The 16,427-nt window shown below is 68.9% G+C and carries 11 protein-coding genes; 4 read left to right on the top strand and 7 right to left on the bottom strand.

Annotation, left to right across the window (positions count from 1 at the left end; translation table 11 throughout):
• The first annotated feature begins 90 nt into the window (after nucleotides 1-90).
• The 3 genes from ACFYPC_RS01645 to ACFYPC_RS01635 all read left to right on the top strand — a co-directional run bounded on the left by ACFYPC_RS01645 (nucleotide 91) and on the right by ACFYPC_RS01635 (nucleotide 4,556).
• Nucleotides 91-2,229 (top strand): SpoIIE family protein phosphatase, encoded by a 2,139-nt coding sequence (locus tag ACFYPC_RS01645; protein WP_388668978.1) that lies wholly within the window; start codon nucleotides 91-93, stop codon nucleotides 2,227-2,229.
• Between the two features lie 155 nt (nucleotides 2,230-2,384).
• Nucleotides 2,385-3,848 (top strand): catalase, encoded by a 1,464-nt coding sequence (locus ACFYPC_RS01640; protein WP_388668975.1) that lies wholly within the window; start codon nucleotides 2,385-2,387, stop codon nucleotides 3,846-3,848.
• 213 nt (nucleotides 3,849-4,061) lie between these two features.
• The gene (locus ACFYPC_RS01635) at nucleotides 4,062-4,556 is read left to right on the top strand and encodes an SMI1/KNR4 family protein (protein WP_388668972.1); all 495 of its coding nucleotides are present in this window, start codon (nucleotides 4,062-4,064) and stop codon (nucleotides 4,554-4,556) included.
• A 46-nt stretch (nucleotides 4,557-4,602) separates the two neighbouring features.
• Here ACFYPC_RS01635 and ACFYPC_RS01630 read toward each other — a convergent pair whose 3' ends face one another.
• On the bottom strand, nucleotides 4,603-6,903 hold the full coding sequence (locus ACFYPC_RS01630) for a transglycosylase domain-containing protein (RefSeq protein WP_388668968.1): 2,301 nt from the start codon (nucleotides 6,901-6,903) through the stop codon (nucleotides 4,603-4,605).
• Between the two features lie 344 nt (nucleotides 6,904-7,247).
• Between ACFYPC_RS01630 and ACFYPC_RS01625 the strand changes: the two genes are divergently transcribed.
• Nucleotides 7,248-8,108: a calcium-binding protein gene (locus tag ACFYPC_RS01625; protein ID WP_388668965.1), complete on the top strand. Its 861-nt coding sequence runs from the start codon at nucleotides 7,248-7,250 to the stop codon at nucleotides 8,106-8,108.
• A gap of 232 nt (nucleotides 8,109-8,340) precedes the next feature.
• On the opposite strand, the gene ACFYPC_RS01620 is transcribed toward ACFYPC_RS01625, so the two are convergent.
• The 6 genes from ACFYPC_RS01620 to ACFYPC_RS01595 form a co-directional block, all read right to left on the bottom strand.
• Entirely contained in the window at nucleotides 8,341-10,683 is a 2,343-nt protein-coding gene (locus tag ACFYPC_RS01620) for an FtsX-like permease family protein (RefSeq protein WP_388668962.1), read from the bottom strand.
• Complete coding sequence (locus ACFYPC_RS01615; RefSeq protein WP_388668960.1) at nucleotides 10,680-11,378, bottom strand: ABC transporter ATP-binding protein; 699 nt, start codon at nucleotides 11,376-11,378, stop codon at nucleotides 10,680-10,682. Before ACFYPC_RS01615 ends, ACFYPC_RS01620 begins: the two co-directional genes overlap by 4 nt.
• A 53-nt stretch (nucleotides 11,379-11,431) precedes the next feature.
• Nucleotides 11,432-11,959 (bottom strand): PadR family transcriptional regulator, encoded by a 528-nt coding sequence (locus ACFYPC_RS01610; RefSeq protein ID WP_388668957.1) that lies wholly within the window; start codon nucleotides 11,957-11,959, stop codon nucleotides 11,432-11,434.
• A 257-nt stretch (nucleotides 11,960-12,216) separates the two neighbouring features.
• Complete coding sequence (locus tag ACFYPC_RS01605) at nucleotides 12,217-13,764, bottom strand: AI-2E family transporter (RefSeq protein ID WP_388668954.1); 1,548 nt, start codon at nucleotides 13,762-13,764, stop codon at nucleotides 12,217-12,219.
• A gap of 142 nt (nucleotides 13,765-13,906) precedes the next feature.
• Nucleotides 13,907-14,605, bottom strand: coding sequence for a lytic transglycosylase domain-containing protein (locus ACFYPC_RS01600; RefSeq protein ID WP_388668951.1), 699 nt, complete (start codon nucleotides 14,603-14,605; stop codon nucleotides 13,907-13,909).
• A gap of 434 nt (nucleotides 14,606-15,039) precedes the next feature.
• A complete protein-coding gene (locus ACFYPC_RS01595; RefSeq protein ID WP_388668948.1) occupies nucleotides 15,040-16,365 on the bottom strand; it encodes a PhoH family protein in 1,326 nt (441 codons plus the stop codon).
• Between the last annotated feature and the right edge of the window lie 62 nt (nucleotides 16,366-16,427).

The following is a 16,427-nucleotide window of genomic DNA, read 5'->3' as shown; positions in this document are numbered from 1 at the left end:
TGACGACGCGCAGATTCCGTTCCCCGGGCATACATTCCGGGTATCGGGGCTGCGGGACGAACTGTGCGCACGACGCACAGCCCCGGACGGATGGATTCGACACGCGTGACGGAGCACCCCACCTCGCACGAGCGCCGCAAGCCCGGCGCCGGCCGGCCAGCCACCCCCGCGGACCCACGCGGGGCGCTTCTGCATACCCCGGAGCAGCCGTCGGGGACCTCAGGAAGCACGGGTTTACCGGTACAGGCACGGTCGGGCGACGCCCTGTCCGTACCCGGTACGGCGGTGCCCTGCCCGCCGGGCGGTCCGTCCGGCGCTCAGGCCTCGGCCGGCACCGGCACACCTCCGCCCGCGTCCCCCGGTCCCGAGCACGCCCAGTCCTCGGCCGCCGTGCCCGATCCGCACCGCCCGCGCCCCGCTCCCGACAGCATTCCGGCCCAGCAGGGCTCCGAGCAGGAGCGGCCGGGGAGTTCCGGCGGCAAGGAGCGGCGTACCGGCCAGGGTCTGCCGTCAGGTGGTCCGATGCCGATGCGGCGGGACGGGGACCGGCTGCGCTTCGTGGGCGCCGCGACCCGCAGGATCGCCCGGGGCATCGACCTCGACGAGATCGTGATGGGCCTGTGCCGGGCTACCGTGCCGACCTTCTCGGACGAGATCCTGGTCTATCTGCGTGACCCGCTGCCGGTCGGTGACGAGCGGCCCACCGGGCCCCTCGTGCTGCGGCTGCGGCGCACCGACCGGATCCCCGCGGAGCGGGAGGCGGCGAGCGCCCTGCCGCCCGCGTTCCAGCCGGAGCCCGTCGAGCTGCCGCCGGTCTCCGCCGAGCTCTGCGAGGTGCGTCCCGGCGGCGCCCTCGCCGAGGTGCTGCGCGGTGTACGGCCCGTGTTCGCCGACGCGCCCGCGGCCCGTGCCGCGCTGCCCGAGCTGCTCGGCGACGAGCTGCCCGTGCCGTGCGGACAGCGCGCGATCCTCGCTCCGCTGCGCGGCCGTCGCCGGGTGATCGGCGCCGCACTCTTCCTGCGCCGTCCGGAGCGGCTCGCCTTCGAGACCGACGATCTGCTGGTCGCCGCCCAGCTCGCCACGCACACCGCGCTCGGTATCGACAAGGCGGTGCTGTACGGGCGTGAGGCGTACATCGCCGACGAGCTGCAGCGCACGATGCTCCCCGAGACGCTGCCGAGGCCCACGGGTGTGCGGCTGGCGTCCCGCTATCTTCCGGCCGCCGAGACCGCGCGGGTCGGCGGCGACTGGTACGACGCGATCCCGCTGCCGGGCAGCCGTGTCGCCCTCGTCGTCGGTGACGTCATGGGCCACTCGATGACCTCGGCCGCCATCATGGGCCAGCTGCGGACGACCGCGCAGACCCTCGCCGGGCTCGATCTGCCGCCGCAGGAGGTGCTGCACCACCTCGACGAACAGGCGCAGCGGCTGGGCACCGACCGTATGGCGACCTGCCTGTACGCCGTCTACGACCCGGTCTCGCACCGGATCACGATCGCCAACGCGGGCCATCCTCCGCCGGTCCTGCTGCACCTGGGCGGCCGGGCCGAGGTGCTGCGGGTACCGCCGGGCGCCCCGATCGGTGTGGGCGGGGTGGACTTCGAGGCGGTCGAGCTGGACGCGCCCGCCGGAGCGACGCTGCTGCTGTACACCGACGGCCTGGTCGAGTCCCGCCTCAGGGATGTATGGACCGGGATAGAGCAGCTGCGCGAGCGGCTGGCCGCGACCGCGGCGCTGACCGGGCCCGACCATCCGCCGCCGCTGGAAGCGCTCTGCGACGACGTGCTCGACATGCTCGGCCCGGGTGACCGGGACGACGACATCGCGCTGCTCGCCGCCCGCTTCGACGGGATCGCGCCGAGCGATGTCGCGTACTGGTATCTGGAGCCGGAGGACGCGGCTCCGGGGCGCGCCCGCAAGCTCGCCCGGCGGGCGCTGTCCCGCTGGGGCATGGAGGAGATGAGCGACTCCGTGGAGCTGCTCGTCAGCGAGCTCGTGACCAACGCCGTGCGCTATGCGTCACGGCCGGTGACACTGCGGCTGCTGCGTACGGACGTACTGCGCTGCGAGGTCGGCGACGACGTGCCGCAGCTGCCGCGGCTGCGGCAGGCGCGCGCCACCGACGAGGGCGGCCGCGGACTGATCCTGGTCAACAAACTGGCCAGACGGTGGGGAGCCACCAGGCTGAGTACGGGAAAGGTCGTCTGGTTCGAGTTGAACCGGAGCTGAGGAGGGTACCCGCGCGGGATCCTCCTCAGCAGTCATTTCAGATTCGAACCGAGATTAGATCCCGTCCAGATGTTGCCGACATCCCGTCGGCGGAGTTGACTGCTGGGGTGGACGAAGCGACCTAACGACCCTCTTTCTTCGACGGGAGGACGCTCGTGACTCAGGCACCCCAGAAGGCTCCGTACACCACGAACAACGTCGGAATTCCGGTGGAGAGCGACGAACACTCGCTCACGGTGGGTTCCGACGGCCCGATCCTGCTCCAGGACCACTACCTCATCGAGAAGATGGCCCAGTTCAACCGGGAGCGGGTCCCCGAGCGTGTGGTGCACGCCAAGGGCAGTGGCGCCTACGGATTCTTCGAAGTCACCAACGATGTCAGCCAGTTCACCAAGGCCGACCTCTTCCAGCCGGGCAAGCGCACCGACATGCTGGCGCGGTTCTCCACCGTCGCCGGCGAGATGGGCTCGCCCGACACCTGGCGTGACCCTCGCGGTTTCGCGCTCAAGTTCTACACCGAGCACGGCAATTACGACCTGGTGGGCAACAACACGCCGGTCTTCTTCGTCCGTGACACGATCAAGTTCCAGGACTTCATCCGCTCGCAGAAGCGCCACCCGGCCACCGGGCTGCGCAGCAACGACATGCAGTGGGACTTCTGGACCCTCTCGCCCGAGTCGGCACACCAGGTGACCTGGCTGATGGGCGACCGCGGCATCCCCAAGACGTACCGCCACATGAACGGCTACAGCTCCCACACCTACATGTGGATCAACGGCGCCGGTGAGCGGTTCTGGGTGAAGTACCACTTCAAGACCGATCAGGGCATCGAGTTCCTCACCCAGGCCGAGGCGGACGAGCTGGCCGGGTCGGACGCGGACAAGCACCGCCGGGACCTGTACGAGTCGATCGAGTCCGGGAACGCGCCGACCTGGTCCCTGAAGGTCCAGATCATGCCGTTCGAGGACGCGGCGGACTACCGCTTCAACCCGTTCGACCTGACGAAGGTGTGGCCGCACGGGGACTACCCGCTGATCGACGTCGGCCGGATGACCCTCAACGAGAACCCGGACAACCACTTCATCCACATCGAGCAGGCCGCGTTCGAGCCGTCGAACCTGGTGCCGGGCATCGGCCCCTCGCCGGACAAGATGCTGCTCGGCCGGCTCTTCTCGTACCCGGACACCCACCGGTACCGGATCGGCCCGAACTACAACCAGCTGCCGCCCAACCGGCCGCGCTCCCCGGTGAACTCGTACGCCAAGGACGGCCCGATGCGCTACGAGGCGTCCAACGCGGCGATGCCGTACGCGCCCAACTCCTACGGCGGCCCGGCGGCCGACTACGGACGCTTCGGTGACCCCGCGAGCTGGCGGACCGCCGGCGAGCTGGTGCGCGAGGCGACCAAGCGGCACCGCGAGGACGACGACTGGGGTCAGGCGGGCACGATGGTCCGCCAGGTGCTGGACGACGCGGCCCGCGACCGGCTGGTGTCCAACATCAGCGGCCACCTGAAGGCCGATGTCTCCCGTCCCGTCCTCGACCGCGCCGTCCAGTACTGGCGCAACATCGACAAGGAGATCGGCGACCGGATCGCGAACAGCGTCGAGGGCGGCTGAACCCGCACCCGCAGGGCGTCGCGGCCGGCCCAGCGCAAAGGGCCGCCGCGATGGCCCACCGCCTCGCCGCCTTGCACCCTGCGCCCTGCGCCCTGCGCCCTGCGCCCTGCGCCCTGCGTCATGATGAGCCGGTCGGTTGGGCGAACGGGGGGCGCGGTGAGTCGGGAATCTCTGGAAAACGCGTGGTCAAGAGTGGAGCAGTGGCTCGATGTGATGGCACCGCACAGCCGTGCCGCGCTACGGCCGCCGGTCGAACCCTCGGCGATCGCCGTGGCGCAGGAGCGGACGGGGACGGCGTTTCCCGAAGAGTTGACGGGTCTGCTGGCCTTGCACGACGGCGCCGAGGACACCGACGCCGGTGCCTTTCTGCCGGGTGACGCACGGCTGCTCTCCGCCGAGGAGGCCGGCGTGCTGAGCAGGCGGCTGAGCGGTTCCATCGACAGCGACGAGGTCCTCGGCGTGTGGTGGCACCCGCAGTGGATTCCCTTCTCCGCCAATCATGACGGGGCCACCTGCTACTTCGTCGACGCCCGTCCCGGACCCGGCTGCGGGGAGGTCGGCTACTTCTTCATGGAGAGCGGCGGCGAGTGCGGGAGGTGGCCGTCACTCGCCGCGTTCGCCGAGAACCTGGCCGGTGCGGTGGAGGACATCACGAAGATGCGTGGCTGTCTGCCCTGCATCAAGGACGACGCGTTGACCTGGCGGTGAACACCCCGAAGTCAGCCTCCGAGGGCTTCGGGAGCCGACCCCGTGGTCATGGCTGGCTGTTCGGTTGCACCGGATCCGCCGGTATCCAGCCGTCGGTGGACGTCGGCGTGGGAGTGGTCGCCGGTGCGGTCGTCGGCGGCTTGGTCGTCGTGGGCTCCTCCGACGGGGTCACCGGAGCGCTGCTGGTGGGCGTCGGCGGCTTGGTGGTCGTCGGTTCCGCGGTGGTCGGCTCCGTCGAGGGCGTGCTGGACGGCGTCGGCGTGATGGTGGGCGTCGGGGTGGGCTTCACCGCCGCGCCCTGTGTGGTGTTCAGGTCGAACTTGCTGACCTTGCCCATCGCGCCGAAGGTGTAATCCGCCCAGATCTCGGCCGGGAAGCCACCGCCGTTGACACGGCCGCCGCCCGCGGCGCCGGTCAGGGAGACCTGCGCGCCCTCCTTGTCGGTGCCGGGCGCGCCCTCTCCGAAGAGGCCGACCGAGGTGACCAGGTTCGGCGTGTAGCCGGTGAACCAGGCCGACTTGTTGTCGTCGGAGGTACCCGTCTTGCCCGCGACCTGCTGACCCTTGCGGTCGTCGGCCTGGGCCACCGACACCCGGGCCGTACCGTCGTCGACCACACCGGTCAGCACGGAGGTGACGGTGTCGGCGGCTTCCACGCTGATGACCTGCTCACCGATCGGGTCGGCGAACTTGACCGTACGGTCCTTGTGCTCCGCCGACGCCACGATGGCCGGGGTGACCTTCTTGCCGTGGTTGTCGAGGGTGGCGTAGATGCCGGCCATCTCCAGCGGGCTGGCGCCCATGGTGCCCAGCGTCTGCGCGGGCACCGCCTGTACTCCCTTGGTGTCCATGCCGAGGTCGGCCGCGACCTTCAGCACGTTGTCCATGCCGACGTCGACGCCCATCTGCGCGAAGACGGAGTTGATGGACTTGTTCATCGCGGTCTGGACGGTGACGTCGCCGTAGTCCTGGTCGTCCTCGTTCGGCGGCGAGAAGGGGATGTCGCTGCCCTTCACGGGGCGGCCGCTCGTACCGTCGTAGATCGTGTTGGCCGTGATCGGCTTGTCGTCCTGCGTCTTGGCGTTCTGCTCCAGCGCGGCCGCGAGGATCACCGGCTTGAAGGTGGACGCGGGCTGGTAGTCGGCGCGGGTCGCGTTGTTGATGTAGTGCTTGAAGTAGTCCGTGCCGCCGTACATCGCGAGGACCTTGCCGGTCTTCGGGTCGACGGACACGGCTCCCGCCTGGACGTCCGCGTCGACGTCCCGCTTCTTGGGGTCCAGGTTGCTGGTCAGCTTCGCCTTGACGGCGTCCTCCAGCTGGGCCTGCTTCTTCTTGTCGATGTTCAGCTTGATGGTCCAGCCGCCCGCGTCGACCAGCGCCTTCGCGTCGTCCAGATCGGCCGCCGTGCCGTCGGCGACGAGTTGCTGTGCCAGCGCGTTGTTGGCCGCGTCCCAGAGATAACCAATCTGGCCTTCCATACCTGGCGTGCCCTGGGGGTCCTTGGGCACCGGGAACTTCAAGGCCTTGCGCTCGGCCGAGTCCAGCCAGCCCTGTTCGACCATGTTGTTGAGGGTGTAGTTCCAGCGCTCCGTGACCAGTTCCTTGCCGGTGTCCGTGGCGACCGCCCAGTCGTACTGGCTCGGCGCCTGAAGGAGCGAGGCAAGATACGCGCCCTGCGCGACGGTGAGGTCACTCGCGTCGACACGGTAGTACGCCTGCGCCGCGGCCTGAATGCCGTACGAGTTACGGCCGTAGTAGCTGGTGTTGATATACCCGGCGAGGATGTCGTCCTTGGACTGCTGCTGGTCCACCTTCAGGGAGATGACCATTTCCTTCAGCTTGCGCGTGACGGTCTGGTCCTGGGTGAGGTAGTAGTTCTTGACGTACTGCTGGGTGATCGTCGAGCCACCCTGCAGGCCCTTGCCCGACAGGGTGTTGATCAGACCGCGGGCCGTGCCCTTCAGGTCGATGCCCGAATCGGTGTAGAAGGACTTGTTCTCGGCGGCGACGAAGGTCTCCTGAACGTCCTTGGGCACCTTGGCCAGATCCACGACCTCACGGTTGACCTTGCCGGTGCGGGTGAGGGTCGAGCCGTCGCTGTACTGGTAGATGTTGCTCTGCTGCTGCGCGGCCGCGTTGCCCTTGGGCACGTCGACGACCATGTAGAGCACGATGAAGGCGCCCATGCCGAGCAGGCAGAAGCCGAAGAACGTGCCGAGAATCGTCTTCCAGTTCAGGAACCGGCGTATGCCACTGCGGCGGCCGGCCTTGCCCCTGGCCGAGCGCTTGGGCGCCGCGCGGCGGTGGCCCTGTGCCTGCCGCGCTCGTCTCTCATCCGCTCGTCCCATGGGTCGATCCGCTCCGCATCACTCTCGTATGGCACACAGGTTCGTCACTCTGGTCAGCTCAGCAAACTAACACCACGCGATATGACAAAGGGCCGCCGATCCCGTCTTTTACGGACGTGAGAATCAGCACGCGACCCACTCCAGCCTCATGGGAACCGACCAGTGAGAGGGGTGGAAGGTTGCAGCACGGGACAACGTGCTGCCACTCAGCCCGTTCGAAGCGGGTACAACCAAATGCTGCCCAGGCGTGTCACACATGGCGCCAAGAGAACATACGTCCTCAAAAGGGAGGCTTCGCCATGTCCCCTCGCGCCCTTCGTGCCCCTCGTCTCGTCAATCGGCCGATGTTACGAGTCGCGTCGGCGCTGACGCTGGCTCTTGCCGGAGGGCTGGCCGCTCCACTGGCGCTCGCCGGTACCGCCGCTGCCGCGACACCGTCGGCCACCGCCGAGGTCATCGACGGGGCAGTCGTCTACACGGCCGCCGACGGCCAGGTGAACAAGGTGACCATCACCGCGGACCATCTCAACGGCTTCGGGAGCATCGTCTACGTCATCAAAGACGTCGTCCCGATCGACTACGGCGACAACTGCTCGTATCGCGGCCCCAGCATCACCGAATGCGAGGTCCCGACCTCGGACAGCCAGGACCCGTACGCCACCCTGAAAGTGGCTCTCGGCGACGGAGACGACACGCTCGCCTACACCAACAAGACCGAGCAGAACTACTATTTCGCGTCGATCGACCTCGGTACCGGAAATGACAAGTTGACCGAAGCCAGTGGCCTCAACGGCAACGAAGTCGAAGGCGGTGCAGGCAACGACACCCTCACCGTCGGGGAGGTCTCGCTCGCGAAGGGCGGTGACGGCAACGACACGATCCACGCCGCCGACGGGACCCTCGCGCTGGGCGACAAGGGCAACGACACCATCTACTCCACCGGTTTCGCCGACGGTGGCGTGGGCAACGACGTGATCAGCGGGGGTGCGGGAGGTCAGAGCCTGTACGGCGGCGACGGCGCCGACAAGATCTCCGGCGGCACCGGGAACGACCGCCTCTACGGCGGGAGGGGCAACGACATCCTGTACGGCAACAGCGGCAGGGACACCATCTACGGGAACAGTGGCAACGACAAGCTGTACGGCGGCCCCGGCACGGACACGCTGTCCGGCGGCCCGGGCACGGACACCCTCCGTCAGAACTGACATCGGTGTGACCGGGGAACCACCCGCCTCACCCGCGTGGTTCCCCAGATCCCGACCGCGGGCCGGCCGGGCTCCGTATCACCCCCGTGGTTCACCAGATCCCGGTCGCGGGCCGGCCGGGCTGGGCCTGCTGCCCCGGGCAGCAGGCCCACTCCGCGTTGGACACGTCTGCACCCGCACCACGCGCGACCACTCCGCGACAACCGGCCCGCTCCGTGCCCTGCTCCGTGCCCTACTCCGTACGCAACCCGTCCGCCCGCATCAGCCGCAGCAGCGGTGGCAGGCTGAGCAGCGTCACCAGGATCACGACTCCCGCACCGATGCCGGTCATCGCCAGGATGCTCGCCCAGTCCACCCGTACCGGAGTGGCCGACATCTTCAGCAGGACCGTTCCCAGGGTCAGGCCGACCGCCAAGGCCAGGGCCAGGCCCAGGGCGATCGGGATCGCGGTCTGCCAGAGCACCGACAGGCTCAGGGTGCGGCGCCGGGTGCCGAAGGCGACCAGGGCCGACAGGAGCTTCTTGCGTTCGCGCAGTTGCTCCAGCTGGGAGACCAGCAGGCTCGCGCCGATGAGGAAGAGGACGCAGGTGGCGCCGGCGAACAGGCCTGTGCGGATGGAGGTGTACTGCTCGGACTGACTGCTGGACGACCACAGGAAGGGGTTGGAGAACCGGCTGATGCCCGTCGCCGTGTTCCGTACGTACTCGTTCACGTCCGGCACGGACCCGTCGACGCTGAGATAGACCTGCCCCTCGACGACCGGCAGTGCCTTGGCGGGCAGAGCGCTCGGCGTGAGCAGGAACCCACCGCGGTACGAACCGTTCGGGTCCATGCGCGACTTGGCCTGCTTCAGGTCCTGCGGCACGGTCCAGGCGATCTCCTTGCCTCGCGGGTCGTCCGTGAACGACGGGTCGATGTAGAGCGTCCGGCCCGGCTTGGCCAGCTCTTCCGTGTTGGTGTCGTAGTCGCTGCCCGTGGCGGAGAAGACGTCGCCGTCACGGCACGAGGGCAGAATCGCCACCTCGCGCAGGTAAGCGCAGTCGGCGACCGTGATCCCGTTGGTGAACTCGGGGTCCTTCCTGCGGTCGCCGAGGTAACCCTCGGAGAAGGCCGAGACATCCGTGACGCCCTTGGTCCGTTCGAACTTCTCGGCGGCCGTGCCGACCGGGATCTCGCTGGGCACCCACACCTGTATCTGTGCCCGCGACAGGTCGTTCTGGGACGCCTGGGTGTAGTCGCTCTCGACGCCGGCGAACAGCATCTGCAGGGCGATCGCCCCGGCCACCGCCACCGCGATGCCGTTGACCATGCGGGCCGCCGTACCACTGCTCAACTGGAGCCTGCGAACGGCCAGTTGCCAGGCGACGCCACCCGAGCCGAGCCGGGCGACGACGGCCTCGACGATCCACGGCAGCAGCGCGGTGACGCCGACGAGCAGCAGGACGACGCCGCCGATCACGAGGTACTGGTTGAAGTCCCCGTTCTCCCGGCCCTGCCCGATCATCGGGTAGAGCATCGCGAGCCCGGCCAGCGGCAGCAGCAGCCGCCACCACAGCCGGCGCCGGGCCGGCCGTGCCGAGCGCACCACCCCGAGCGGCTCGATGACCACACCGCGCAGCGCCAGCAGGGTGACCAGTACCGCAGCCGCCGAGACCGCGAGGGCGACCAGCGCGGCCAGCGCGGGCGACGGGTTCAGGTAGCTGGGGAACACGCTGACGTCGAGGACCTCGACGGAGCCCGCGATCTCACGGCCGATCAGGAAGAAGACCGTGCCGAAGCCGAGCCCGACCAAGGCGCCCGCGAGCGCCTCACCGGCGGCGATCCGCCGGGTCATCCGGCTGTCGGAGCCGACCAGCCGCAGCGCGGCGAGCCTGCGGTCGCGCCGCTCGCCGCCGAACCGTACGGCCGCCGCGATGAAGACGCCGACCGGAGTCAGCAGCACCACGAACATGACGAGGACCATCAGGATCAGTACGGGATCCATCGGCTCCGACGACGGATTGGGAACCCCGAATCGGTCGATGCGGGTCACCCGGCCGCCGTCGATCTTCGGTGCCAGGCCTTCGCCGCCCATGTAGAAGGCGAGTTCGGCGGAGCCGACAAGACCGGGCTCGGCGATGATGCCGACGGTGCGCAGCGGCAGCCGCTCCCGCAGCAGCTTCCCGCTGTCCGACTTCAGCAGCTTGTCCAGCGCGGGCGAGATCACCATCTCGCCGGGCGCCGGGAACCTCTCCACCCCCGGTGGGAGCGGCGCGCCGGGGCCCTCGGGCTCCAACTCCCGCCCTCGGACGTTCTTCTCGCGATAGGTGGTGCCGACGTTCGCGACGACCAGAGTGTTGTCCGCCTTCGGCATCCGTACGTCACTGAACGTGATGTCCGTACGCGCGTACTCGCGGTCCTGCCGGGCGGTCAGCGCGCTCGGTATCGCGGCGGTGAGCAGCAGCAGCGCCACGCCCAGGCCGACGCCGACGGCCGTCAGCAGGACCCGGGCCCACCCCTCGCGTCCGCCGGTGAAGGCGAATCTGGCGCCCATGGCCAGATCTCTGGCCCACTGGCGGGCCCACCGTGCCTTCATACGGCGCGCTCCATGTCCCGGGACTTTCCGTCGCGTACGACGATTTCGCGGTCGGAGTACGCCGCCACCCGTGCCTCGTGCGTGACGAGCACGATGGCCGCGTTGGTGGACCGGGCGGCCTCCGTGAGCAGTTCCATCACGCGCTCGCCGTTGAGCGAGTCGAGCGCGCCGGTCGGCTCGTCGGCGAACAGCACACGGGGGTCGGTGACCAGTGAGCGGGCCACCGCCACGCGCTGTCCCTGGCCGCCGGAGACCTCGCCGGGCCGCTTGCCCTTGAGGTCGTCGACCTCCAGCTGCTCCATCCTCGCCAGGGCGATGCGTTCGGCCTCCTTGCGGCCGGTGCCGTTGAGCCGCAGAGGCAGCGCGACGTTCTCGACGCAGGTCAGCTCGGGCACAAGCTGTCCGAACTGGAAGACGAACCCGAACTCGGTGCGCCGCAGGGCACTGCGCTGCGTGTCGTTCATCGTCGCCATCTCGCGGCCGTTGTACCTGATCGAGCCCGAGTCGGGCGTCACGATTCCGGCGAGGCAGTGCAGCAGCGTGGACTTGCCGGAGCCGGAGGGGCCCATCACCGCGACCACCTCGCCGGGGTGGATGGAGAACTCGGCGCCGTCCAGCGCGGTCGTCGTTCCGTACGTCTTGCGAAGGTCCGCCGCGGTCAGCAGTGAACCGGGAGGTGCAGTCGGCTGGCTCATCTCGCTCATCGAAGTCGTAGGGGTGGTCGGGCTGATCGGGGTGATCGGGGTGTTCATCGGGGCGTCACCGCCTCGGCGAGTCTGCTGAGGCGCGCGGCGGTCAGTTCCAGCCACCGCAGGTCGGCCTCCAGATGGAAGAGGGCGTGGTCGCAGATCAGTTGGTCCGCGAGATCGCCCTTGCGCTTGCGGTCCGTGAGGATGCGCATCATGCGCAGGTGCTCCGAGCGCTGCGTGTCGAGGATCCCGCTCGCGTCGCGGTGGGTGAGGAGCGCGAGGACGACCTTCGTGTAGAGGGTCGACTGCAGATACGGCTCAGGCTTCTCGGGAGTCGCGAGCCACTGCTGTACGTCGGTGATCCCGGCCTCGGTGATCGCGTACCGCTTGCGCTCGGGACCGTCGCCCGCCTCTATGCCGTCGACCTCCACGAGACCGTTCTTCAGGAGGCGCGACATCGTCGAGTAGACCTGGCCGTAGTGCAGCGGCCGGTCGTGACCGAACTTCTCGTCAAAGGCCCGCTTCAGGTCGTAACCGTGACGGGGCCCGGACTCCAGGAGTCCCAGGAGGGTGTGACCGATGGACATGGAGAGGACTCTACACACGGCGTATACATGGTGTGTATACACGCTGCGTATAGAGGGAGGTGGAGAGGAAGTAAGCGCAGGCCAGGGCCCTTTGTCACGGTTCTGTCACCGGCTGAGCGGAGGGCGGGCTTCAGCCCGTCCGGCGTTTGAGGACGAGCGCGTTCAGCGCGAAACGGGGGTCTGGGGGCGGAGCCCCCGGGACAAGGGACGGGTAGGGGCGGAGGGGGCGAAAAACCCAGCCCCCGCGAGCGCACGCGCTACGGCACCGGCCGCCGCACCGGCGCCACTTCCACCGCCGTCGCGCCCCCGGGTTCCTCGGAGGTGTACGACCGCAGATAGCCCACCACCGTGTTGGTGACGGCCACCAGCGGAACCGCCACCACCGCCCCACCGATCCCGGCGACCATGCCACCCGCGGCGACCGACAGGACGACCGCCAGCGGATGAACCCGTACAGCGCGGCCGAGAATGAACGGCTGCAGGACGTGCCCCTCGATCTGCTGCACCGCAAGCACCACGGCCAGCACCATGACGGCCGTGAAGGGCCCCTGCGTCACCAGCGCGACCACCACCGCCAGCGCCCCCGAGATCACCGCACCCACGAGCGGGATGAACGCGCCCAGGAAGATGAAGACGGCGAGCGGTACGGCCATCGGGACGTCGAGGAAGTAGATGCCGAGCCCGATGAAGATCGCGTCGATCAACGCCACCACGACCGTGCCCCGGACGTACGCCGTCAGCGTGCGCCAGGCCCGCGGGCCCGCGCCCGCGACGCCCGGACGGGCCGCCGCCGGCACCAGCTTGAGCGTCCACTCCCAGATCTGCTTGCCGTCGTAGAGAAGGAACAGCGTCGAGAACATCGTCAGCAGGATGCCGGTCAGGGCCTCGACGATGACGGTCACGCCTTCGAGGCCGGCCGACGTGATCTGATCCGTGTTCGTGCCGATCGCGTCGCGCAGGTTCTTGGCGATCTCGTTGATCTGCTTGTCCGTCACATGGAACGGGCTGTTGAGGAGCCAGTTCCGCAGCTCGTCGACGCCGTCCTGGATCTGGTCGGAGAGGGTGTCGATGTTCTCCTGGACCTGCCAGACCACGAACCAGCCGATCAGGCCGATCACGACGAAGCCGAGGATCGCGGTGAGTGCGGTGGCCAGCCCGCGCGGCACCCCGTAGTCCTTCAGCCGGGCAACGGCGGGTTGCAGTATCGCGGTGATGAGGAGCGCGGCCACGAAGGCGAACACCACCAGCTGTACGGCGCCGATGACCCGCATCAACACCCAGAGAGCGCCCGCGAGTACGAGCAGCCGCCAGCCGGCCTCGGCAGCGACCCGCATCCCCCATGGCACGGCCACGGCGGGGTCGGGGCGGGCGGCCACGGCTGTCACGTAGGCGGGAGGGGCGGGCGCCGAGCCAGGAGCCGGAGCGGAGGCCGAGGCGGGTTCGACAGGGGCACCGGAGAGATCAGTGACGCCCGAGGCATCTGAGACACCCGCGGCACCGGCGGCCCCTGAAGCCGCGGCCGCGTCGTCGCGGGGGCCCCGCGCGTCCGGGCCACCCGACGAGGACCGGACATTCGACAAGGGCGGGACATCACCCGGGGACTTGTTGTCTCCCGAGGCCCCGACCGTCTGCGCAGACGACGAGTCCGCCGAGGATCTGCCGCGCGACCCGGCACCCCGTGCCGACTGTTCGTCCGGCCCGGACTGCGACTCCCGCTCCACCTCGGCCCGTCGCTCGTCCAGACGTCGGCCCAGTTCGGTCAGTCCGGCCCCGGCCCGGCCGAGCCATCCTGGTACGCGCGACATGATCCGTCCTTTTTCCCGGCCCCCGCTGCTCCCCACCACTCCCCCTGGAGTCGTCGGATCCGACCGTACATGGCCGAAGCCCCTCACCGTAGGACGGGGAGGGGCTCCGAGTGGTTGAGCGGCCGTTGTGCTGAGCGCGGGCTCAGTACCAGTTGTTGGCCTGCCAGAACGACCAGGCCTCACAGGGACTGCCGTAGCGGTCGTTCATGTAGCTGAGGCCCCACTTGATCTGGGTGGCCGGGTTGGTCTGCCAGTCGGAGCCGGCGGAGGACATCTTGGAGCCGGGCAGGGCCTGGAAGAGACCGTAGGCGCCGGAGGAGGCGTTGACGGCCGTGTAGTTCCAGCTGGACTCGTGGTCCACGATGTTGCTGAAACACTGGTACTGGCCGCTCGGCACCATCGACTGGGCCATCGCCTGGATCTGCGCGGTGGAATACGAGGACTGGACGGCGAAGCTGCTGGCGTCGGCCGTCGCGGCCTTGCTGGCCGCTTCCTCGGCTTCCTTCTTCTCCTTGGCCGCCTGCTCGGCTTCCTCAGCAGCCTTCTGCTTCGCGACAGCGTCGTCGGCGGCCTTCTTACGGGCGGCCTCTTCGGCGTCCTTCTTGGCGCTCGCGTCGGCCTGGATGGCCTGAGCGGTGGCCTGCTGCGTCAGGGATGCGGTCTGTACCTGTGCCTGCTGGCCGACAGGTATGTCCGCGAGGAGAGTCGCGTCGCTTGCCGTCGCCTCGGCGTCGTTCGAGGGGGCAGCGACGCTGCCCGAGGCAACTCCGACGACGCTTCCGACAGCGGTGACCGCGGTGGCCGAGGCCACTGCGAATCCCCGGACCGAAATCCGGCTCACACGGTTTCCTTCCAGCATCGACCGCTTAGGTGACCCTCGCGGACGCAATCGTGCCCCTCGGCGCTGGCCTCCCAACTGCGGGGTCACGGGAGGCGCGGGCCCGGTGGGCAACTCCCTTGCGGGGATCGCCACGTGGTGCGCGGGCGGCATACGACGGCTCTATGGAGTTCTGAGGTTCCTGTGGTGCCGTACCGCTGGGGGTACAGGTGTGTCGTATGCGGGGCCTGACAGGAGTGAGACTCTGCCGTACCTCGACGCCGCAGGGCAATTCCGAGTTGCGTGTGAAAGCTCACACCTCGTTTGCCCCGGGAGTTTCGCGGAAACAAGCGCGCACCAAGACGCCGCCCGGCTAGGCTCTTCGCCTTTGCCGGACGGCGCCAACTACCGTGCATCCGCCACCCATTGCCGGAACGGGGCCAGCTGGGTCAGACGGTTCAGATGTGCCCTTCCTCCAGCATTTCGGTCACTAGTGCCGCGATCTGGGACCTCTCGGACCGGTTCAGGGTCACATGCGCGAAAAGCGGATGGCCCTTCAACTTCTCGACGACGGCGACCACTCCGTCGTACCGGCCGACCCGCAGATTGTCCCTTTGTGCCACGTCATGGGTCAGAACGACCCGTGAATTGGCCCCGATCCGGGACAACACCGTCAGGAGCACGTTCCGCTCCAGCGACTGCGCCTCGTCCACGATCACGAACGCGTCGTGGAGGGAGCGGCCGCGGATGTGGGTGAGCGGCAGGACCTCCAGCATGCCGCGTGCGGTGACCTCTTCGATGACCTCGCGCGAGGTGACGGCCGACAGGGTGTCGAAGACCGCCTGCGCCCACGGACTCATCTTCTCCGACTCGGAGCCCGGCAGATAGCCGAGCTCCTGCCCGCCCACCGCGTAGAGCGGCCGGAAGACCATCACCTTCTGGTGCTGACGCCGCTCCAGGACGGCCTCCAGACCCGCGCAGAGCGCGAGTGCGGACTTGCCGGTGCCGGCCCGGCCGCCCATCGACACGATCCCGATGTCCGGGTCCAGGAGCAGATCGAGCGCGATGCGCTGCTCGGCACTGCGGCCCTTGATGCCGAAGGCCTCGCGATCACCGCGTACGAGCCGGACGTTGCCCTCGGACGTGACGCGCCCCAGTGCCTTGCCGCGCTCCGACTGGATCGTCAGGCCCGTGTGCACCGGCAGGTCGGCCGCCTCGGGGACGTAGGCGTGGCCTTCGTCGAAGAGGAGGTCCACCTGCTCGCCCGCGAGGGTCAGTTCGGACATTCCGGTCCAGCCGGAGTTGCCCGTGATGGCGAGCTCCGCGCGGTACTCCTCGGCGAGGAGTCCGACGGAGGAGGCCTTGATCCTGAGCGGCAGGTCCTTCGACACAACCGTGACGTCGTACCCCTCGGCCTGCAGATTGCGGGCGACCGCGAGGATGCGGGAGTCGTTGTCCCCCAGGCGGTAGCCACTTGGCAGCACGCTGGGGTCCGAGTGGTTGAGCTCGACTCGCAGGGTCCCTCCGAGATCCCCGATCGGGAGAGGAGCGTCGAGGCGGCCGAACCGCACCCGGAACTCGTCGAGCAGGCGCAGGGCCTGCCTGGCGAAGTAGCCGAGTTCGGGATGGTGCCTCTTGGCCTCCAGCTCCGTGACCACGACGATCGGAAGCACGACTTCGTGCTCGTCGAAGCGGTTCAGTGCGTTCGGGTCGGCCAGCAGGACGCTGGTGTCGATCACATAGGTGCGCCGGTCTGGCATACGGCGCTTTGTGCTGGTCACCACGGAAGGACGTACCCCCTCGGATGAGGTCGGGGAGCGACGGAGAAGATCTGGACCGGTCTGCG

The sequence above is a fragment of the Streptomyces sp. NPDC005808 genome, from assembly GCF_042871385.1.
Lineage (GTDB): Bacteria > Actinomycetota > Actinomycetes > Streptomycetales > Streptomycetaceae > Streptomyces.
This window is presented reverse-complemented; position numbering and strand designations above follow the sequence as displayed.